The organism is Janthinobacterium sp. 67, assembly GCF_002797895.1.
Classification (GTDB): domain Bacteria; phylum Pseudomonadota; class Gammaproteobacteria; order Burkholderiales; family Burkholderiaceae_D; genus Janthinobacterium.
Map to the genome: position 1 here is coordinate 3,021,892 of NZ_PGES01000001.1, position 19,420 is coordinate 3,041,311.

General features: G+C 60.6%; 16 protein-coding genes and 1 pseudogene. 12 read left to right on the plus strand and 5 right to left on the minus strand.

Annotation, left to right across the window (positions count from 1 at the left end; genetic code table 11):
- The first annotated feature begins 29 nt into the window (after positions 1 to 29).
- The 8 genes from CLU90_RS13565 to CLU90_RS13600 all read left to right on the plus strand — a co-directional run bounded on the left by CLU90_RS13565 (position 30) and on the right by CLU90_RS13600 (position 8,664).
- Positions 30 to 1,580 carry a class I SAM-dependent methyltransferase gene (locus CLU90_RS13565; protein WP_100428163.1) on the plus strand — a complete coding sequence of 517 codons (1,551 nt, stop codon included), beginning with the start codon at positions 30 to 32 and terminating at the stop codon, positions 1,578 to 1,580.
- A gap of 107 nt (positions 1,581 to 1,687) precedes the next feature.
- Entirely contained in the window at positions 1,688 to 2,602 is a 915-nt protein-coding gene (gene hemF / locus CLU90_RS13570) for an oxygen-dependent coproporphyrinogen oxidase (RefSeq protein WP_092713939.1), read from the plus strand.
- 20 nt (positions 2,603 to 2,622) lie between these two features.
- Positions 2,623 to 3,270, plus strand: a complete 648-nt coding sequence (gene nadD, locus CLU90_RS13575) for a nicotinate-nucleotide adenylyltransferase (protein WP_269800014.1) — start codon at positions 2,623 to 2,625, stop codon at positions 3,268 to 3,270.
- On the plus strand, positions 3,271 to 3,960 hold the full coding sequence (rsfS, locus tag CLU90_RS13580) for a ribosome silencing factor (protein WP_092713943.1): 690 nt from the start codon (positions 3,271 to 3,273) through the stop codon (positions 3,958 to 3,960).
- 6 nt (positions 3,961 to 3,966) lie between these two features.
- Positions 3,967 to 4,437: a 23S rRNA (pseudouridine(1915)-N(3))-methyltransferase RlmH gene (gene rlmH, locus CLU90_RS13585; protein WP_034747108.1), complete on the plus strand. Its 471-nt coding sequence runs from the start codon at positions 3,967 to 3,969 to the stop codon at positions 4,435 to 4,437.
- Between the two features lie 8 nt (positions 4,438 to 4,445).
- The gene (locus CLU90_RS13590) at positions 4,446 to 5,066 is read left to right on the plus strand and encodes a Maf family protein (RefSeq protein ID WP_100428164.1); all 621 of its coding nucleotides are present in this window, start codon (positions 4,446 to 4,448) and stop codon (positions 5,064 to 5,066) included.
- Between the two features lie 43 nt (positions 5,067 to 5,109).
- Positions 5,110 to 6,573, plus strand: coding sequence for a ribonuclease G (rng, locus tag CLU90_RS13595; RefSeq protein WP_034747098.1), 1,464 nt, complete (start codon positions 5,110 to 5,112; stop codon positions 6,571 to 6,573).
- A gap of 675 nt (positions 6,574 to 7,248) precedes the next feature.
- Entirely contained in the window at positions 7,249 to 8,664 is a 1,416-nt protein-coding gene (locus tag CLU90_RS13600) for a mannose-1-phosphate guanylyltransferase/mannose-6-phosphate isomerase (RefSeq protein WP_100428165.1), read from the plus strand.
- A 459-nt stretch (positions 8,665 to 9,123) separates the two neighbouring features.
- Here the strand turns inward: CLU90_RS13600 and CLU90_RS13605 are convergent, their stop codons facing one another.
- The 3 genes from CLU90_RS13605 to CLU90_RS13615 form a co-directional block, all read right to left on the minus strand.
- A complete protein-coding gene (locus CLU90_RS13605) occupies positions 9,124 to 9,657 on the minus strand; it encodes a hypothetical protein (RefSeq protein ID WP_232731194.1) in 534 nt (177 codons plus the stop codon).
- Between the two features lie 66 nt (positions 9,658 to 9,723).
- Positions 9,724 to 10,203, minus strand: a complete 480-nt coding sequence (locus CLU90_RS13610; RefSeq protein ID WP_092713953.1) for a hypothetical protein — start codon at positions 10,201 to 10,203, stop codon at positions 9,724 to 9,726.
- 114 nt (positions 10,204 to 10,317) lie between these two features.
- Complete coding sequence (locus tag CLU90_RS13615; protein ID WP_092713955.1) at positions 10,318 to 11,343, minus strand: LacI family DNA-binding transcriptional regulator; 1,026 nt, start codon at positions 11,341 to 11,343, stop codon at positions 10,318 to 10,320.
- A gap of 206 nt (positions 11,344 to 11,549) precedes the next feature.
- Here CLU90_RS13615 and CLU90_RS13620 point away from each other — a divergent pair.
- The 4 genes and pseudogenes from CLU90_RS13620 to CLU90_RS13635 all read left to right on the plus strand — a co-directional run.
- Positions 11,550 to 12,788 (plus strand): annotated as a pseudogene (locus CLU90_RS13620) (malic enzyme-like NAD(P)-binding protein); the annotation flags it as partial.
- A 252-nt stretch (positions 12,789 to 13,040) separates the two neighbouring features.
- Positions 13,041 to 14,252: an O-antigen ligase family protein gene (locus CLU90_RS13625; protein WP_092713959.1), complete on the plus strand. Its 1,212-nt coding sequence runs from the start codon at positions 13,041 to 13,043 to the stop codon at positions 14,250 to 14,252.
- A 51-nt stretch (positions 14,253 to 14,303) separates the two neighbouring features.
- A complete protein-coding gene (gene msbA / locus CLU90_RS13630; RefSeq protein WP_092713961.1) occupies positions 14,304 to 16,037 on the plus strand; it encodes a lipid A export permease/ATP-binding protein MsbA in 1,734 nt (577 codons plus the stop codon).
- A gap of 35 nt (positions 16,038 to 16,072) precedes the next feature.
- Positions 16,073 to 17,173 (plus strand): glycosyltransferase family 9 protein, encoded by a 1,101-nt coding sequence (locus tag CLU90_RS13635; RefSeq protein ID WP_100428167.1) that lies wholly within the window; start codon positions 16,073 to 16,075, stop codon positions 17,171 to 17,173.
- 15 nt (positions 17,174 to 17,188) lie between these two features.
- On the opposite strand, the gene CLU90_RS13640 is transcribed toward CLU90_RS13635, so the two are convergent.
- Both CLU90_RS13640 and CLU90_RS13645 read right to left on the minus strand, forming a co-directional pair.
- The gene (locus tag CLU90_RS13640; protein WP_100428168.1) at positions 17,189 to 17,800 is read right to left on the minus strand and encodes a response regulator transcription factor; all 612 of its coding nucleotides are present in this window, start codon (positions 17,798 to 17,800) and stop codon (positions 17,189 to 17,191) included.
- The gene (locus CLU90_RS13645) at positions 17,787 to 19,382 is read right to left on the minus strand and encodes an ATP-binding protein (RefSeq protein ID WP_100428169.1); all 1,596 of its coding nucleotides are present in this window, start codon (positions 19,380 to 19,382) and stop codon (positions 17,787 to 17,789) included. The genes CLU90_RS13640 and CLU90_RS13645 overlap by 14 nt, the downstream gene beginning before the upstream one ends.
- Positions 19,383 to 19,420: the final 38 nt, after the last annotated feature.

Consider the following 19,420-nt stretch of genomic DNA (forward strand, 5'->3'; position numbering starts at 1 on the left):
TGCCGTTTTGCCACCAATGCGGGGAAACCATGGCCTGGAATGAAGGATATGTGTCGGATATCGAGTACACCAACGGTTTTTACAGCGACCTGAGTCCGCATCACCTCAATTTCAGCTGCATCCTGCACGGCGTCGAGCCGGTGCCCCTGGATCAGCCCTACACCTATTTTGAACTGGGCTTCGGCCGCGGCCAGACGCTCAACGTCCTGGCGGCCGCCAATCCCAACGGCCAGTTCTACGGCAACGATTTCAATCCCGCGCATGTCGCCGGCGCACGCGCCCTGGCGGCAAAAGCACAGCTGGACAATCTGACCCTGCTGGAAAACAGCTTCGAAGAATTGGGTCAGGGCCGCGTGCCCGGTCTGCCGCAGTTCGACTTCATTACCCTGCACGGCATCTACACCTGGGTCAACCGCGAAAACCGCCAGCACATCGTCGACTTCATCGCCCGCTACCTGAAACCGGGCGGCATCGTTTCGCTCAGCTACAACGCCATGCCTGGATGGAGTTCCGCCCTGCCCCTGCAACGCCTGCTGCTGGAGTTTTCCAACAGCTTTCCCGGACGCAGCGACCTGCAGATCCAGGCTGGCATCGCCTATGTGCAGCAGTTGCAGAACCTGCAGGCGGGCTACATCACGGACAATCCCGCACTCGCACCGCGCCTCAATGCGCTCATCAACAGCGATCCCCATTACAGCGTGCATGAATACCTGAACCAGGACTGGGAACCGCTGTACCACACCGACGTGATGCGCGATGTGGCGCGCGCCAAGCTCGATTTTGCCGGCTCCGCCGACCTGCCTTTTGCCTTTCCCGAGCTGTACCTGAACGCCGACCGGCAAGCCACCATCGACTTGCTGCCCGATGCGGCCATGCGTGAAACGATGAAGGATTATTTTCTCGATACCAGTTTCCGCAAGGACGTGCTGGTGCGGGGCGCGCGCCGCATGGGCGCCGCGCGCCAGGCGGAATGCCTGGCCGATGTGCACCTGGTCATGCTGGTGCCGCGCGCAAAAATGACCTTTAGCTTCCAGACCAAGGTTGGCGTAGTGACGGGAAACGAGCAGGTCTACGGCGCCGTCTGCGACGCGCTGGCAACCGGCCCGCATAGCCTGGCCGAATTGGCCGCACTGCCCTCATTGCCCGGACAAAGCATGCAAAGCCTGGCGGAGGTGGCAGCCATGCTGGTCACCGGCGGCCAGGTCGTGATGTATTTCCCGGATGTGGCGCAAAGCGGCAGCGACGACGCCGCCGCGCACCGCCTGAACCGGGCCATCGGCGCACAGTTGCGCTATGGCGACGACTACCGCATCCTGTGCTCGTCATTGGCTGGCAGCGGTATCAACATGGAATTCATCGACCGGCTGCTGTTTTCTCTGCTGACCCAGGAAGGCGAGCAACCGGACCTGGCCAGCTTGCAGGCGCAGGCGGCCAGCGCCATGGCGCGCTGCGGGCGCCGCCTGCTCAAGGACGGCGCGGCATGCGACGACGAGGCGGCGCACCAGCAGCTGCTCAACGCCGCCATCGACGAGTTCCTGCGTGAGAAACTGCCCGTGCTGCAGCAGTTGCGCATGTTGTAAGGGGCGCCAGCCGCAAAACCACAGCGCCAGCGCCGGCCTATCACAAAAACGCGTAACAGGGTACAATCCGTCCTTACTTTTTTATTTCGGCCTCGTCGGCCCACGCGATGTCGTCAACTCCCTCCCCTTCGGCCGTCAAGGCTTATCTGCTCGATTTGCAAAGCCGTATCGTGCAGGCGCTCGAAGCGCAGGACGGCAAGCCCTTCCTGACCGATGCCTGGCAGCGCCCCGAGGGCGGCGGCGGCATTTCGCGGCTGATCGAGGAAGGCAATGTGTTCGAGCGTGGCGGCGTGAATTTTTCGCACGTCACAGGCGCCGCATTGCCGCCATCGGCAGCGGCCGCGCGCCCTGAATTGGGCGGCAAGGCGTGGGAAGCGATGGGCGTGTCGCTGGTGCTGCATCCGCGTAATCCCTACGCGCCCACGGTGCACATGAACGTGCGCTTTTTCACCACCGTGAATGCCGATGGCGCACCCGTATGGTGGTTCGGCGGCGGCATGGATTTGACGCCGTATTATGGCGACACGGGCGACGTCAAGCATTTTCACCAGGTGTGCCATGACGCGCTGGCGCCGTTTGGCGACGAGCTGCATCCGAAGTTCAAGCAGTGGTGCGACGATTATTTCTACCTGAAGCACCGGCGCGAAGCGCGCGGCGCAGGCGGCATCTTCTTCGACGACTTCAACGCCCTGGGCTTTGACGACAGCTTTGCCATGATGCGCAGCGCCGGCGACGCCTTCATCGACGCCTATGTGCCGATCCTGGCGCGCCGCAAGGACACGCCCTACGGCGAACGCGAACGCGATTTCCAGTGCTACCGGCGCGGACGCTACGTCGAGTTCAACCTGGTCTTCGACCGCGGCACCCTGTTCGGGCTGCAGTCGGGCGGACGCACCGAGGCGATCCTGATGTCGATGCCGCCCGTCGTCAAGTGGCGCTACGACTGGCACCCGGAAGCGGGCAGTCCCGAAGCGGCGTTGTATACTGACTTCCTCGTGCATCGCGACTGGCTGCAGGCGTGAAGGAAAGCGGTACGGCGTGCGTGGCGCTGCTCGGCGGCAGCTACGATCCGGTGCACATGGGCCATGTCGCGCTGGGCGCGCATTTTTCCAGCCTGCTGCACGCCGATGAACTGCGCGTGATTCCGGCAGGCGCGCCCTGGCAAAAGGATAAACTGGGCGCCACCGGCCAGCAGCGCGCCGAAATGGCCGGCCTTGCCTTTGCCGGCCTGCCCCTGCCCGTGGTGATCGACCGCCAGGAAATCGAGCGCAGCGAACATGGCCAGGCCAGCTACACCATCGATACCTTGCGCCAGGTACGCGCCGAGCTGGGACAGCGCGCTTCCATCGTTTTCCTGATGGGCGCCGACCAGCTGCAGCGGCTCGCGACATGGCGCGAATGGCAGCAATTATTTGAATACGCGCATATCTGCGTCGCGGCCCGCCCCGGCTTCGCGCTGAATGACACAGCAGTACCGCAAGTGGTCGCCGACGCATTTTCGCGCCGCCTGGGGTCTCTGGAAAGCATCCGCAACACGCCGCACGGTCTGACTTATCTGGCACAGGACTTCGCGGTGGATATCTCCGCCACCGAAATACGTGCGGCATTACAACGGGGGAATCGGGCGAACTCGCTTGTTTCCCCGCTAGTGCTAGACTATATTGAACAACATAATTTATACAAAAGCTAAATGGACATCAAAAAACTGCAAACCCTCGTCGTCGACGCCCTTGAAGACGTCAAAGGCCAAGACATCGCCGTCTTCGAAACGAGCCACCTGACCAGCCTGTTCGACCGCATCGCGATCGTCTCCGGTACCTCGAACCGTCAAACCAAGGCGCTGGCCGCCTCGGTGCGCGACAAGGTCAAGGACGCCGGCGGCCAGATCATCGGCATGGAAGGCGAGGACACCGGTGAATGGGTGCTGGTCGATCTGGGCGACATGATCGTCCACATCATGCAAGCGCCTATCCGCGCCTACTACCGTCTGGAAGAAATCTGGGGCGACACCCCGGTCAAGCTGGGCGCCGCCAAGCGCGCGCCGAAAAAAGCGGCCGGCGACGAGCCGAAAAAGGTCAGCGGCCATCTGGCGGCAAGCAAGGCCAATGTGGAAGCGACGCCCGTGATCGAGAAAAAGGCGCCGGCCAAGAAAGCCACGGCCGCCACCGCCGCCAAGAAAGCCCCGGCCAAGAAAGCCGCCGCTTCCAAAGCCGTCGGCAAGACCGTGAAAGTCGCGCCGACCAAGACCGAAGCGGCCGCCGTGAAAGCGCTGAAAGCGCTGCCGGAGAAAAAAGTACGCGCCCCACGCGCGGCCAAGCCGGCAGCCGATGCTGCACCGGCAAAAACCGTGATCAAGCGTATCAAAAAAGTCGAAGCGTAAGCCTCGATGCAGCTCATCATCGCTGCGGTCGGCCATAAAATGCCGGCCTGGATAGAGACGGGCTTCGCGGAATACGCGAAGCGCATGCCACCGGAATTGCGCATCGTGCTGAAAGAAATCAAGCCGGTGGAGCGTTCCGGCAGCAAGACCGCCGCCACGGCGATGGCGCTCGAACGCGAGCGCATCGAAGCCGTCTTGCCCAAGGGCGTGCGCATCATCGCCCTCGACGAACGCGGCAAGGACCTGACCAGCGTCGGCCTGTCGCAGCAGTTGATGGCGTGGCAGCAGGATGGCCGCGACACCGCCTTCCTGATCGGCGGCGCCGACGGCCTCGATCCGCAACTCAAGGCACGTGCCGAAGGCATGCTGCGCATTTCCAGCATGACCCTGCCGCACGGCGTGGTGCGCGTGATCCTCGCCGAGCAGCTCTATCGGGCCTGGTCGATCACGCAAAACCACCCCTATCACCGCGTCTGAACTCCCCCATGAAAACGGCTGATCACAAGATCTACCTCGCTTCCAAAAGTCCGCGCCGGCGCGAACTGCTGCGCCAGATCGGCGTCGATTTCGAATTGCTGCTGCTGCGCAGCGACGGCCCGCGCGGCGCCGACGTCACCGAGGAAGTCTTCCCCGGCGAATCGGCGCTCGACTATGTCGCCCGCGTGTCGAATGAAAAAGCCGCCTTCGCGTGGGACCTGGTGCGCCGCCGCCACCTGACCCCGCGTCCCGTGCTGGCGGCCGACACCACCGTCACCATCGACGGCGTCATCCTCGGCAAACCGGCCGACCGCGCGGAAGCGGTGGCGATGCTGCAGCAGCTGTCGGGCCGCACGCACGAGGTGCTGACCTCGATCGCCGTGCACTACAAGGATTTCGCCGAGCAGCGCACGCAGGTGTCGCAAGTGCGCTTCGGCGTGCTCTCGCCCGCCTCGATCGCCGCCTACTGCGCCACGCCGGAACCGTACGACAAGGCCGGCGCCTACGGCATCCAGGGCAGCGCCGCGCTGTTCGTCGAGCACATCGAAGGCAGCCATTCCGGCATCATGGGCCTGCCCCTGTACGAGACCGCGCAATTGCTGCGTGAAGCGGGTTTGCCCCTGCCCTGATCCCGGGTATGATGTCATTCGTTGCCTCCACTCCCGCGCCCCCATGAACGAAGACATCCTGATCAATATCACGCCGCAAGAAACGCGCGTCGCCCTCATCCTGCAGGGCGCCGTGCAGGAATTGCACATCGAGCGCACGCTCACGCGCGGCCTGGCCGGCAATGTGTATTCCGGCAAGGTGGTGCGGGTATTGCCGGGCATGCAATCGGCCTTCATCGACATCGGCCTGGAGCGCGCCGCCTTCCTGCACGTGGCCGACATCTGGGAAGCGCGCGGCCACGACGGCCAGAACGCCACGCCGGCGCCGATCGAAAAAATCCTCTTCGACGGCCAGGTGCTGACGGTGCAGGTGATCAAGGACCCGATCGGCACCAAGGGTGCGCGCCTGTCGACGCAGATTTCCATCGCCGGGCGCATGCTGGTGTACCTGCCGCAGGATAAACATATCGGCATTTCGCAGAAGATCGAGAAGGAAGCGGAGCGCGAGCAATTGCGCGTGCGCCTGCAAAGCCTGCTGCCGCCCGATGAAAAGGGCGGCTACATCGTGCGCACCATGGCCGAGGACGCGTCCGACGCGGACCTGAAGGCGGACGTCGACTACCTGCGCAAGACCTGGAGCACGATCACGCACGGTGCGCGCACGCGGCCCGCCACGAGCCTGCTGCACCAGGACTTGAGCCTGGCGCAGCGCGTGCTGCGCGACTTCGTCGGCGATGAAACGGCCACCATCCAGGTCGATTCGCGCGAAAACTATGTGAAACTGCGCGAATTCGCGGAAATCTACACGCCCAGCGAACTGACGCGCCTGCAGCACTACACGGGCGAGCGCCCGCTGTTCGATTTATATGGCGTGGAAGAAGAGATCCTGCGCGCGCTGGGCCGCCGGGTCGACCTGAAGTCGGGCGGCTACCTGATCGTCGACCAGACGGAAGCGATGACTACCATCGACGTCAACACGGGCGGCTTCGTCGGCGGGCGCAATTTCGCCGACACGATTTTCAAGACCAACCTGGAAGCGGCGCACGCCATCGCGCGCCAGCTGCGCCTGCGCAACCTGGGCGGCATCATCATCCTCGACTTCATCGACATGGACAACGCCGAGCACCGCAACGCCGTGCTGGCCGAACTGAAACGCACCTTGTCGCGCGACCGCACCAAGGTTTCGGTGAGCAACTTTTCGCCGCTGGGTCTGGTGGAAATGACGCGCAAGCGCACGCGCGAATCGCTGGCCCACATTCTGTGCGAACCGTGCCCCGCCTGCGCCGGCAAGGGCCAGGTAAAAACCTCGCGCACGATCTGCTATGAAATCCTGCGCGAACTGCTGCGCGAAGCCAAGCAGTTCAACCCGCGCGAATTCCGCATCCTCGCCTCGCAGGAAGTCGTGGATCTGTTCCTCGAAGAAGAATCGCAGCACCTGGCCATGCTGGGCGACTTCATCGGCAAGAAAATCTCGCTGCAGGTGGAGAATGCCTACCATCAGGAGCAGTACGACGTGATTTTGATGTGACTTCTTATAAGTAATTGAATTAACCACATAAATTTGACATATCGATCAAGATTCGCGAATAATCAGCGAGTGCAACGGTGCGGGCATTGCCACCAAAAATCGGATGGGATAGGCCGGCATCGCGCTGGTGGCGATCTGGGCAAGCTCGCCGTCGTGGAGGAACTGGCGCCGTCACAACGTCACGGTTCAACGGCAGCTAACGCTTCATCTAATCTCGGTAGCAAATACCGTGTCCGCAATGTTTACCTTCGTCGCTAGCGCATGAGTGTATATGGGCATCTCATGCTCTGTCTGGGCAAGCCAGAGGTGTGTGTCGCGACATGTGTTGTGAATTATAATTACGCCATGTGTTTGTGTATCCGGCAGTCATCAAGGCTATTACGTAAAGCCCTAAGCAGAGGCAACTGTTTTTGCATCCAAGACTGTTGACTTTTTAATCTTTTACAATCATTTCTTGGTACTCGATTAAAGTGCAAAAAATTAATACAAGATCGATTTTCATCAAGTGATATCGACCTTAAGCGCCCTCAGTCTTGAGTTGTCGCTGTACGTCATGAATGCGATATCGACTGAGAGAATTTACGCAAGGCAACTACCCATATCCCAACGGCAAGCATATTGCTGGTGTTGCTGCAGCGTCAAAGAGAAATTAACTGAAGAAAATAAGAGAGAGTTATGCGTTTAGTTCCAACAATTTTATGCGGTGGTGTGGGCTCGCGCCTTTGGCCTGTCTCCCGTGATCTGCATCCAAAACCTTTCATTCGCCTGGCGGATGGACAAAGCCTTTTGCAAAAAGCCTTCCTGCGTGGCGCAGTGTTACCAGATGTCGAGGAAATTCTGACCGTCACCAATCGTGAACTATTCTTCAAGACCAAAGACGAATTCGGTGAAGTCAATCAGACACAGCTACCGACTTCATTTATCCTCGAACCCTTTGGCCGCAATACCTCAGCAGCCATTGCAGCTGCATCACTCCATGTATCCGAGACGTATGGTGCTGATGCCGTCTTGTTGGTTCTGGCCGCAGATCATCTGATCGCTGATCAAGCAGCGTTCGTCGACGCCGTCGCTGACGCAGCCGTACTTGCGCAGCAGGGTAATCTGGTCACGTTTGGCATCCAGCCAGATGCGCCTGAAACCGGCTACGGCTACATTGAGGCAGAGGGCAGCAAGGTGTTGCGCTTCGTAGAAAAGCCATCGCATGAGAAAGCTGTAGAGTATCTCCAGTCCGGGCGATTTTTGTGGAACTCCGGTATGTTTTGCTTTACTGCCGGCAGCATGTTGGAAGCAATGGAGCAGTACTGTCCAGACATTCTCTTGACGACGCGCACATGTATGGCGCAGGCCCGTAGTGTCGAAGGCAAGGGCGTGAAGGAAATCGAACTTGATTCCGGCAGCTTTGCAAAAGTTCCTGACAACTCCATCGACTATACCGTCATGGAAAAATCAAGCAAAGTTGCAGTGGTTCCGTGTAACATTGGCTGGAGCGATATTGGCTCTTGGAGCGCACTGGCCGACCTTTCCGCGCCAGATGCGAACGGCAATCGCATCGATGCTCAGGCATTCTTGCATGATGTTACTAATTGCTATATCCACAGCGACAAACGAGTCATTGGTGCGGTCGGCATCGATAATCTCATCATCGTCGATACTCCCGATGCCTTGCTCGTGGCCGATAAATCTCGCACGCAAGATGTCAGGCATCTCTATGCAAAACTGAAATCGCAAGGGCACGATGCACACAAACACCATCTCACGGCGCACCGTCCATGGGGCACTTACACCGTGCTTGAAGAAGATGCCAGCTTCAAGATCAAGCGCATCGAGGTAAAACCCGGTGCCTCTTTATCGCTGCAAATGCACCATCATCGCAGCGAGCACTGGATCGTAGTCAGTGGCATGGCGAAAGTGGTCAATGGTGATACTGAACTGTTCGTCAGAACTAATGAATCCACTTATATTCCTGCGGGCCACAAACACAGGCTGGAGAATCCGGGTATGCTAAGTCTTGTGATGATCGAAGTACAAAGCGGCGAATACCTTGGGGAGGACGATATCGTGCGCTTCCAGGATACTTATGGACGCGTCTAAGGAGTTTCACCAGCTACAACGCTGACTCTTATCAGCGGCGGGCGATCACATCAATGCAAAGATCGTCTACCGCATCTGCCGCGCTTATGCTCCGTTCATGCAGCGGTAACGGCCGTTATCGACACCGATGTGCATCTGCAAGAAGGTCATACCCTCTACCTGCCGCTATATGCACCAGCAAGTGCAGGGACAATCTGGGCAGGCCGGCGTACTTAGCCAAGCGCTAACCGGCCGAAGCGACGACGCATAAAAACCAATATATCAACCTTCCGTCAATTCGCCCACGGACGCTGCCGCTAGTCCGGCTGCCGCCGGGATTAGTATCCCATTTGACTCGAATATCGATAGCAGCATCCGCGCGGCAGCGAACAGTTGCAAAAGTTATCTACGTGCGAGACCGATACACTCAATTGCTCCGGTCGCGTTTTTTGAGGAGGTTCATCCGTATATCGGCCCAGCTCAGGCAGGATCGAGGTAAAACACGGCATACACCTTCAAGGGCGTCGTTTCCGTCGCCTTTTCCGAGCGCACGACGGAGCAATCGTCGGCGGCCAGGCTGCGCCAGTTCTGGATGCCGGCCTTGGCGAACATGGCGTGCGCGGGAGCATTCGCGGCCAGGTCCAGCACCAGGCAGGCGTTGCGCGGGCCGGCGCCATAGTTGACGGCGCGGATCTCGATGCCGAAGGTCGTCATCCACGGTTCCCACAAGCCCTTTTCCTTGCCGGCCGCGATGCGCTCGAGCATCTCGCCGAACGTCAAACCTTTTTTGACGGTATCGCGCAGTGCTTGCAGCGATGGCGCCAGGCGCGGGTCGGGCTGCTTGTTGCCGGCGCGAATCTCGGCGATCGCCTTCAGTTCCTTGATGATGGCCGCATCGCGCTCCGTATAGTCGCGCATGCGCGCGTAGAAGTCGGCGTCCAGGAAGGGATTGACGGTCAGCTTGGCGACGCCCTCTTCGCGGCGTTTGGGGGAAGGCGTATTGGTTTTGGTCATGGCGGTAGAGGGCAAGAGAAACGATGAGGGGCGCCAGTTTAACATCATGGCGCGCCGGCGGCGGCGTCAGCGCCGCTTTAATGTTGCGCCCGGCGGGTGCGGGGCGGCCACGGTGGCGCGCGCGCCAGGGCGCATGAAGCCGCGCCGCGGCCCGAACAGGAGGACGGCGCCCGCATACAGTCCCGCCAGGGGAAAGCGCACTTCCCTGAGCAACTGGTGGAAAATGGCGATCGACTGCGCGCGGGTGACGGGAATGTCGGCGCGCCACTGGCACAGCACGTCATGCACGAGGCTGGCGTGATAGGTCGCCGGCAAGCCCAGGTGTTGCGCGCCATCGGGCGTGCCCACATAAAACAGGCCGAGCACGCTGATACAGGGCGAACAGCCATCCCAGGCATAGCCGGTGCGGATGCGGATCGCCGATTCGCGGATGGTGACCCACTCGTTTTCAAACTCTATGCCGTCAAGCAAGGGCGAACAATAGCCATAGTCGCTGTCCAGCGCATAGCGCCAGGCGTTGCCGGGCATGCCGAAGTTCTTCGGCATCAGCGGCCTCCCTGCCGGGCTTGCGTTGCTGTCGGTTGCATGGCGTTGTCTTGATAATTATCAATATCAAGATTTAAACATACTCCAGCAAAAGAAGCACAACAAGTGGCAGACTCAGGCGCGCGGCGCGGCCGTCGATTCGCGCACCACCAGTTCGGGTTTCAGGCGCACGTCGAGCACCGGCGAATCGGGCGAGTCTATGGTTTGCAGGATCAGGCGGGCCGCTTCCGTGCCAATGCCGTGGTGGCGGATGCGGATGGTGGTGAGAGGGGGACGGATCATGTCCATGTAGGGCATGTCGTTGTGCCCCACGACGGAAATATCTTCGGGACAACTCAAGCCCAGCTCGCGGATGGCGTCGTAGCAGCCGAGGGCCACCAGGTCGCTACCCGTCACCACGGCCGTCGTTCGCGGCGAATGGCGCAACAGTTCCAGCAATGCCTCCTTGCCGCATTCGCGCGAATAGCCGCTGCTTTCAAAGACGAACGCTTGCGAGGGATCGAGTTCGCTGGCCTGGATGGCGGCCAGGAAACCGAGGCGGCGCACGTGGCCCGTGGACAAATTTTCCGGGCCGGCGATGTGCGCGATATGGCGGTGGCCCAGCGCCAGCAAGTGTTCGACGGCCAGGCGCATGCCGACCACGTCGTCGCTGACGACGCAGGAGGCGACGCCGTTTTCATCGCTGCGGTTGACTGTGACGACGGGTACGTTCTGGTCGATGCACATCTTGATGACGGGATCGTCGCGGCGCGCCGTGGCCAGGATCAGGCCATCGACCTGCTGCCCCAGCAGGCGGTTGATGACGAACAGCTGCTCTTCCTCGTCGGCGCCCACGTTGGTGACGATGGCCAGGTAGCCATGCTTGCGCAAGCCTTCTTCGATGCCCAGCAGGATCGGCGGGAAAACAGCGTTGGTAATGTCGGGCAAGACCACGCCGATGATGCGCGACTTGCGCGTCACCAGGGTGGAGGCGGCGCGGTTGGGCCGGTAGCCGAGCCGGCCCGCTTCGGCCAGCACGCGCGTGGCCACCTCGGCGCTGACCATTTGCCGCGTTGCCGGGTTCATCACGCGCGACACGGTGGAAAAGTGCACGCCGCTGGCCCGCGCAACGTCGCTTAAGGTGGGGTTCTTGTTTGTCATGGGCTTCCCGGATAGCAATAGCGTGATTTTATCGCAAAAAATGCCCATTCCGTCAAAAACCGAGCAAACGCTTGCATTGAATTAATGCCACTGCCCAAAGCGGTTTTGTTGTGCTTAAGTACAATCCAGCCTTGACATCGTGCAAACGCTTGCATACCATGGCTCGGACTTACCACTCGGGCCTGGTTGCCCTTCCCAGAATTCCTATGTCTACTTCGCACAGCAAGCACGCCGAACAGAACGGCGAGACCTTCAACCTGAAAGAAGCCGCCCTCGCCTATCACGCGGAACCCCGCGCAGGCAAGATTTCCGTCACGCCAACCAAACCGCTGGGCGACGCGCGCGCCCTGACCCTGGCGTACTCGCCGGGCGTGGCGTTTGCCTGCGAAGCCATCGTGGAAGATCCGCGCACGGCCGGCACCTACACCTCGCGCAGCAACCTGGTGGCCGTGATCACGAATGGTACGGCCGTGCTGGGCCTGGGCGATATCGGCCCGCTGGCCAGCAAACCGGTAATGGAAGGCAAGGCTTGCCTGTTCAAGCAGTTCGCCGACGTCGACGTGTTCGACATCGAACTGGCCGAGAACGATCCCGACCTGTTCATCGACACCGTCGTGCGCATGGAGCCGACCTTCGGCGGCATCAACCTGGAAGACATCAAGGCGCCCGACTGCTTCTATATCGAGCAGCAATTGCGCAAGCGCATGAACATTCCCGTCTTCCACGACGACCAGCACGGCACGGCCATCATCGTCGCGGCCGGCATCCTGAACGGCCTGGAACTGGTGGGCAAGGACATCGGCAACGTCAAGGTGGCCGTCTCGGGCGCGGGCGCCGCCTCGATCGCCTGCCTGGACCTGCTCGTCTCGCTGGGCCTGAACAAGTCGCTGCTGAAAGTATGCGACAGCCAGGGCGTGATCTACCCGGGCCGCGATGCCAACATGGAAGAGAACAAGGCGCGCTACGCGAATGACACGAGCGACCGCGACCTGGCCGATGCCATGGTCGGCGCCGACATCTTCATCGGTGTCTCGAAGGGCGGCGTGGTGAGCGCGCAGATGGTCGAATCGATGGCCGCCAAGCCGCTGATCTTCGCGCTGGCCAATCCGCACCCGGAAATCGCCCCGGAAAAAGTGCACGCCGTGCGCGACGACGCCATCGTGGCCACGGGCCGCTCGGACTACCCGAACCAGATCAACAACGTGCTGTGCTTCCCCTACATCTTCCGCGGCGCGCTCGACGTGGGCGCCACCACGATCAACGAAGAAATGAAGCTGGCCTGCGTGCGCGCCATCGCCGCGTTGGCCAAGGAGCCGCTGCCGGGCCACGAGAGCAGCGCCCTGACGCCATTGCAACTGATCCCGTCGCCATTCGACGAGCGCCTGCGCAGCTGGGTCGCGCCTGCCGTGTCGCAGGCGGCGATTGCCACGGGCGTCGCGACGCGCGTGCCAGCGGTTGCCTGATCGGCACAAAAAAGATTCGCCATAGTTAGCAAAGTTACATTAAGTTACCATTGCTTACAAAAAAAACCATGGCCAAAACCATGGTTTTTTCGTTTATATCCTTGGGTTTGGCCAGATAGTTCTAAAAAAGCAATTTGCACGTCGGCGTTTTTGCATGAACCTTCGATTACAATGACGTCTACTTTATGTTGTTACAGTTGCCATAACGGCGATGATGTGTTCCCAAGGATATTCATGCTCGGCCTGACTTCTGTTTGTGTCTTTCTTTTCTCAGCGTTGGCGCTGGCCTTCAACAGCGGATATTCACTCGGCGCCTTGGTTCTTCTGCTAGCCAGTACCTATCTGCTCTGGAAACGTCCACGCCTGAATCTGCAACGTCGCGATTACCTGTTGCTCGGCACCCTGCTGTTGTATTTCTCCATTTTCACAGCCAATATGCTGTACCACGCCGACCCGGCACGCGAACTCGACATCCCGCTGCGCGCGCTGCTGGCCACTCCTGTATTGCTGTTACTGCTCGCCTATCCGCCTCGCGCGGCTGCCTGGTGGGGTGGCGTGGCCATCGGTGCCATCGCAGGAGCGGCACTTGCGTTTTGGCAATTGACCGTACTGCACATGGAACGTCCGCAGGCGGCAACCAGCAACGCCATTCACTTTGGCAATGCCAGCATGCTGCTGGGCATGCTGGCCCTATGCGGGCTGAGCTGGGCTCGTGAACAGCGCCATCGCAGAGTTTGGACGACACTATTGCTCACCGGTGCCTTGGCTGGCATCCTCGGCTCCATCGTCAGTGGCAGTCGCGGCGGTTGGCTGGCATTGCCCGTGTGCGGATGCATATTTGCCGCCCAGTATTCGAAAGGCCGAGGCAAGCACTATATGGCCGGCCTGCTGACATTATTCATAGCGGTAGCCGCGCTCGCATACTCGCTTCCAAATTCGCCTGTGCGTGAACGTGCAATCATTGCCATTGATGACTTGAAAAAATTTGAGTACAACGGCAATGTCAGCACATCAATCGGGCAACGGATAGAGATGTGGCGGACGGCAATAGCCTTGTCAGATAAAAATATATGGTTCGGCATGGGGCGCAATGGCTACCTGGCCGCGAAACAGCAACTGGTGGCAGAGGGAAGCATGAGCAAGACGGTGCTCGACCATACCAATGCGCACAATGACTACTTCGATGCCCTGGTCAAGCGCGGCACTTTCGGCCTGCTAACGCTGCTCGCACTATTCTTTATACCGCTGACGCTATTTGCGCGCGCATTGCGTCACAGTCCGCCCGCAGCCCGTCCGTATGCGTTGGGTGGTGTCATCCTTTGTACCTGCTACCCGATTTTTGGATTAACGACGAGCTCGTTAACCCTAAATATCGGCATCATCATGCTCGTCTTCCCGATGGTGATACTGTGGGCTCTGTTGCGCCAGCAAGAGCGCACTGCCTGAGTTCGTTTTCCGCCTGACCGTTTTTGCCGCCCCCTGCAAGGAACCATACCGATGCTCACGCCCGACCTGAAGCGCCTCACCGCGCTGCACGCGCCCTACAAGAAACACCTGGGCATGGCCCTGCTGGCGATGGTCGTCACGGCGGGCACGGAACCGCTGCTGCCGTATGCGCTCAAACTGCTGCTCGACAATGGCTTTGGCGGCAAGGTGAGTTTTTCCTTCTGGCTGGTGCCGCTGATCGTCATCGGCATCTTTGCCATGCGCGGCGCATCGACGTTTGCCAGCAGCTACCTGATGAGCTATGTCTCCACGCGCATCCTCAACGAATTGCGGCGCAGGATGTTTGCCAGCATGCTCAACTTGCCCATCGACTTCTACAACACGCACACGGTGGGCAAAGTCATCAACTCCATCATGTTTGAAGTGCAGCAGATCATCGAGATGGTGACCAAGGTGTTTACTTCGATCGTGCGCTCCTCGCTGACCGTGCTGGGCCTGCTGGCGTGGCTGCTGTACCTGAACTGGGCACTGACCCTCGTCACCCTGGTGCTGCTTCCCGTACTGACCATCGTCGTGCGCACCACGGGCAAGCGCCTGAAAAAACTCAACCGCGATTCGCTGGCCGTCAATGCCGAGCTGACCCAGGTCATCGAGGAAACCACGCGCGCCCAGCAAGTGATCAAAATCTTCGGCGGCCAGGCCTACGAGAAAGCCCGCTTTGAAGAGCGCGCCGAGCAATTGCGCCGCTACAGCATGCGCATGACGACGACCTTTTCCGCCACCGTGCCCATCACGCAAGTGATCACGGCCGCGGCCGTGGCCCTGGTCATCGTCATGGCCCTGTTCCAGTCCGAGCAGGGGCAAATCACGGTCGGCGGCTTTGTTTCCTTCATCACGGCCATGCTGATGCTGCTGACACCGTTGAAACAGCTGGCCGAAGTCAACGGCCCCCTGCAGCGCGGCATGGCCGCCGCCGAGGAAGTCTTCCTGCTGATCGACAAGACACCGGAACGCACGGGCGGCAAGCCGCTCGCTGGCCGCAGCAAAGGCCACATCGAGTTCAAGGACGTGAGCTTTGCCTACCCCGGACATCCGGAGCCGGCCCTGCAGCACATCGACCTGAACATCGCGCCAGGACAAACGGTCGCCTTCGTCGGCATGTCCGGCGGCGGCAAATCGACCCTGGTCAGCCTGCTGCCCGGCTTTTACTCGGCCAGCAGCGGTGAAATCTTGCTCGACGGACAAAATATCGATGCCATCGCCCTGAGCAGCCTGCGCAGCCAGATCGCCATGGTCAGCCAGCAAGTGGTGCTGTTCGACGATACGCTGGCCGCCAACATCGCGTATGGGGATGCGGCACCGGACCGCCAGCGCGTCGAAGCGGCCGCTGCGGCCGCCTTCCTGTCGGACGTCATCGACGGTTTGCCCGACGGTCTGGAAACGCGCCTGGGCGACAACGGCTCGCGCCTGTCCGGCGGCCAGCGCCAGCGCGTGGCCATCGCCCGCGCAATCTACAAGGATGCGCCCATCCTGATCCTCGATGAAGCCACCTCGGCACTGGATACGGAGGCGGAACGGGCCGTGCAAGCGGCCCTGGAGCACCTGATGCAAGGAAAAACCACCTTAGTTATTGCTCATCGGCTATCAACAATTGAACGCGCGGACCGTATCGTGGTATTGTCACATGGGAAAATAATGGAAACCGGCAGTCACCAGCAATTATTGGATGCCAACGGCGCGTATGCCAATCTGCATCGCCTGCAATTTTCCCAGCAAGTGGTATGACACCATCGAATGAATACCTGAAATCGTACTGATACATGACGCCTTTGATTCCCGCCGAACTTCTACAAAAGTCGGAAAAAATTCTGTTCATCGCCCATCTGGCGCTGGGAGACTTTACCTACCTGCAAAATGGTTTCCGCGCCTTTGCCGCGGCCTACCCCCACATCCAGATCCACCTGTGGGTCGACGAAGTACGGCGCACGTCCGACGCCAAACAATGGGAAAGCTTGCGTACCTATTCGCTGTACGACTGGGTAGAACAGTCGGGCCTGTTCGCCAAGGTGTACCGCAAGACCTACAGCCCTGCGCTATACGAAGAATCACTGCGCGAAGCCCAGGCGGAGCAGTATCCTGTCGTCGTGTCGCTGGCCCACGTACGGCCACAGCAATATGCGGACCTTGCCCGCGCGATCAGCCCGCACGGACTGGTGATCGGCACGCGCAAACCGTTCAGCCCGCTTCGCCCCTGGCATTACCTGGCCTACCGCAAGATCGACGCCGTACTGGCCTCGTATGCGGGGCAAGATGCCGGCGAGCACCATATCAGCAGCGTGTATGCGGACTGGTTCCATCAGTTGACGGGACTCGACATTCCCGTGGCCGAACGCTATCCCTTCGTGCACATACCCGAGCACGCATTGCAGCAGGCGCAGGAGCAACTGGCCGCCTGGGGCTTTGCGCCGCGCCAGGGCCCGCTCGTGCTCTTGAATCCGTTTGCCAAGTCGCACAAGCGCGGCTGGCCCCTGGAACGCATTGCCGAACTGATTTCACGCATGCAAGCGATGCCGAAATGGCAGCATGCCTGCTTCCTGATCAATGCCATGCCGCAGGAACTGGCCAAGGTGAATGCCGTCGTACAGGCGCACAACTTGCCGCGCACGCAAGCCTTCAGCGCCGTCGACAACTTTTTCCAGCTGCCGGCCATGCTGGCGCAATGCGACCTGATCATTTCGGTGGAAACGTCGATCATGCACCTGGCGAACGCCGTGCATGTGCCCGTCGTGGCATTGATGCGCAAGAAGAATCCGGAATGGGCGCCCTTCGACAGCGCCAACAGCACCGTCATCACGGTGGCGCGCCGCAGCGACTGGGTCAAGGCGATTTCAAGCGATCAGGTATTGAAGACCATCGCCTAGAGAACGCTTCAGTGGCTAGCCGGTGCCCAGCATGCTGATGCGCACCAGGTCGGCCACATTATCGACACCGAGCTTGTCCATCAGCCGCGCCTTGTGCACTTCCACGGTGCGCACGGAAATGCCCAGCGCCGGGGCGATATCGCGGTTGTGCTGGCCCGTCACCACCAGCTGCATCACTTCACGCTCGCGCGGCGTCAGGGCGCGCAGCAAGGCGAGTCCCTCCACCTGACGCTGCAACTGGCCGCGCGCATGGGCCTCACGCGAAAACGCTTCATCGATGGCGGCCATCAGCTTGTCGTGGTCAAACGGTTTTTCCAGGAAATCGCTGGCCTGCGCCTTGAATGCCTGGCGTGCCAGCGCCACGTCGCCGTGCCCCGTGATGATAATGATGGGCAGCATGCATTTGAGCTCCAGCAAGCAGCGCTGCAGGCTCAAGCCATCCATGCCCGACATGCGGATATCGATCAGCAGACAGCCGGCCCATTCGGGCCGCCAGCTGTGCAGGAAATCCTCGCCGCAGGAAAACAGGGCCGTGCGGTAACCGCGTATGCCCAACAGCAAACCCAGCGCATCGCGCACGGCGGGATCGTCGTCCACGATAAACACCGTCAAATTACTTGTCACCATACTCTCCCTTGGCGGCCGCACTGGCGTGCGCCAGGGGCAGGATAAAACGAAAAATACCATGCTTGCCCACTTCGGCCCACAGCTGGCCGCCATGCGCTTCGACGATGCTGCGGCTGAGCACCAGGCCCAACCCCAGGCCGCTGGCCTTGGTCGAGACGAAAGGTTCGAACAGGCGCGCGGCCAGGCTGTTGGAAATGCCCGGCCCGCTATCTTCCACGGACAGGCGCAGCCGGCTCCCTTCGAGCGGCTCGGCCGACACCGTGATGCGGCGCTGGCCGCGCGGCTGGCCCATCACCGCATCCTGTGCATTGGCCAGCAAGTTACGCAGGACCAGCTCGATTTGCAGGCGGTCCGCGTTGACGGCCAGCGGCGACGGCGGTGCCAGCACTAGCTCGATGCCATGTTCATGGAACAGCGGCGTGAACTGGCGCGCCAGGCCATCGATCAGGCCGCTAGCCTCGACGGCCTCGAGCTGCATCGCGCCGGTACGGAAAAAGTCGCGCAGGCGACGCACCACGTCCGCGGCGCGTCCCGATTCCACGATCATGTGCCCGATGGCGCTTTGCAGCAAGGCGCCATTCTCGCCCCGTTCCACGAGGTATTCGCAGGCCTTGCCATAGGTCGACAAGGCCGTCAGCGGCTGGTTCAGCTCATGCGCGAGAGCGGCTGCCATTTCGCCGGCGGCCGCCAGGCGCATCGTGTGTTTCAGTTCGTCAGCCACCTGCCGCATTTCATCGACGACGATGCCGATAAAAAAGCCCACCAGCGCCAGCACGGCGTCGAGCAATTGCAATTCATAAAACTGGATATCGACCGCATGCGTCCATTTCACCAGGGTGATGATGCATAACTGCAATACAAACACGGCCAGCATGGCACCATGCAAGCCCTGGCGCGAGGCGGCCCAGATGACGGGAAGAAACAGGAAATAGAAATGCTTGTATTCGGAACGCACGATGGAACCGAAGACGCTCCACAGCACGAAGCTGGCCAGGGCCAGGTAGGCCGGGGTTTCCCAGCGCCAGACAGCGGCATGCAGGCGCGCCCGCCCGCGCTCGCTGAACAGCACCCAGATCAGCGGCATCGATACCAGCATGCCGACCGTGTCGCCGATGCCGAAACGCCAGACGGCAGTGCTCCACTCACCGGACGGTATGCGCCCCGTGAGCGACAGCAAGGAAATATAGCCGAGCGCATTGAGCGTAGTGCCCAACAGCACGATGAGGACCCAGGCGCTCAGGCGGCGCCGGTTGTCGAAGATGTCGCTGCTGGTGAAACTGCGGCGCAGGACGGCGCCGATACCGCCATAGCCGAGCACCAGCCACGCCGAACAGAGCAAGGTCAGGGGCAGCCCTGCCGGCATGCCGCGCACCAGCACCTCGCCGGCCACCAGGGCAATAAACCAGGGCAGCGCCGCCTTGCGGCCGTGGATCAGCCAGAATACCAGGCCCAGCGCGGGATCGGGATTCCAGGGGGTGATGTTCAGCCCGTACATCGGGTCGATGTACGTGGCCCAGTCAAACAGCAGATACAGGCCGACAAAGGCGGGATACGGCAGGTAGCGGGACAGGAATGGGCGCATAACGGTGTTTTTTAACTGTACAGCATTATGCATCGCAA

What these genes read in the sequence shown, in the direction of transcription:
- CLU90_RS13565 (WP_100428163.1), top strand. Translation starts at nt 30, where the DNA reads ATGGCCTGGAATGAAGGATATGTGTCGGATATCGAGTACACCAACGGT.
- hemF (WP_092713939.1), top strand. Translation starts at nt 1,688, where the DNA reads ATGTCGTCAACTCCCTCCCCTTCGGCCGTCAAGGCTTATCTGCTCGAT.
- rsfS (WP_092713943.1), top strand. Translation starts at nt 3,271, where the DNA reads ATGGACATCAAAAAACTGCAAACCCTCGTCGTCGACGCCCTTGAAGAC.
- rlmH (WP_034747108.1), top strand. Translation starts at nt 3,967, where the DNA reads ATGCAGCTCATCATCGCTGCGGTCGGCCATAAAATGCCGGCCTGGATA.
- CLU90_RS13590 (WP_100428164.1), top strand. Translation starts at nt 4,446, where the DNA reads ATGAAAACGGCTGATCACAAGATCTACCTCGCTTCCAAAAGTCCGCGC.
- rng (WP_034747098.1), top strand. Translation starts at nt 5,110, where the DNA reads ATGAACGAAGACATCCTGATCAATATCACGCCGCAAGAAACGCGCGTC.
- CLU90_RS13600 (WP_100428165.1), top strand. Translation starts at nt 7,249, where the DNA reads ATGCGTTTAGTTCCAACAATTTTATGCGGTGGTGTGGGCTCGCGCCTT.
- CLU90_RS13605 (WP_232731194.1), bottom strand. Translation starts at nt 9,657, where the DNA reads ATGACCAAAACCAATACGCCTTCCCCCAAACGCCGCGAAGAGGGCGTC.
- CLU90_RS13610 (WP_092713953.1), bottom strand. Translation starts at nt 10,203, where the DNA reads ATGCCGAAGAACTTCGGCATGCCCGGCAACGCCTGGCGCTATGCGCTG.
- CLU90_RS13615 (WP_092713955.1), bottom strand. Translation starts at nt 11,343, where the DNA reads ATGACAAACAAGAACCCCACCTTAAGCGACGTTGCGCGGGCCAGCGGC.
- CLU90_RS13625 (WP_092713959.1), top strand. Translation starts at nt 13,041, where the DNA reads ATGCTCGGCCTGACTTCTGTTTGTGTCTTTCTTTTCTCAGCGTTGGCG.
- msbA (WP_092713961.1), top strand. Translation starts at nt 14,304, where the DNA reads ATGCTCACGCCCGACCTGAAGCGCCTCACCGCGCTGCACGCGCCCTAC.
- CLU90_RS13635 (WP_100428167.1), top strand. Translation starts at nt 16,073, where the DNA reads ATGACGCCTTTGATTCCCGCCGAACTTCTACAAAAGTCGGAAAAAATT.
- CLU90_RS13640 (WP_100428168.1), bottom strand. Translation starts at nt 17,800, where the DNA reads ATGGTGACAAGTAATTTGACGGTGTTTATCGTGGACGACGATCCCGCC.
- CLU90_RS13645 (WP_100428169.1), bottom strand. Translation starts at nt 19,382, where the DNA reads ATGCGCCCATTCCTGTCCCGCTACCTGCCGTATCCCGCCTTTGTCGGC.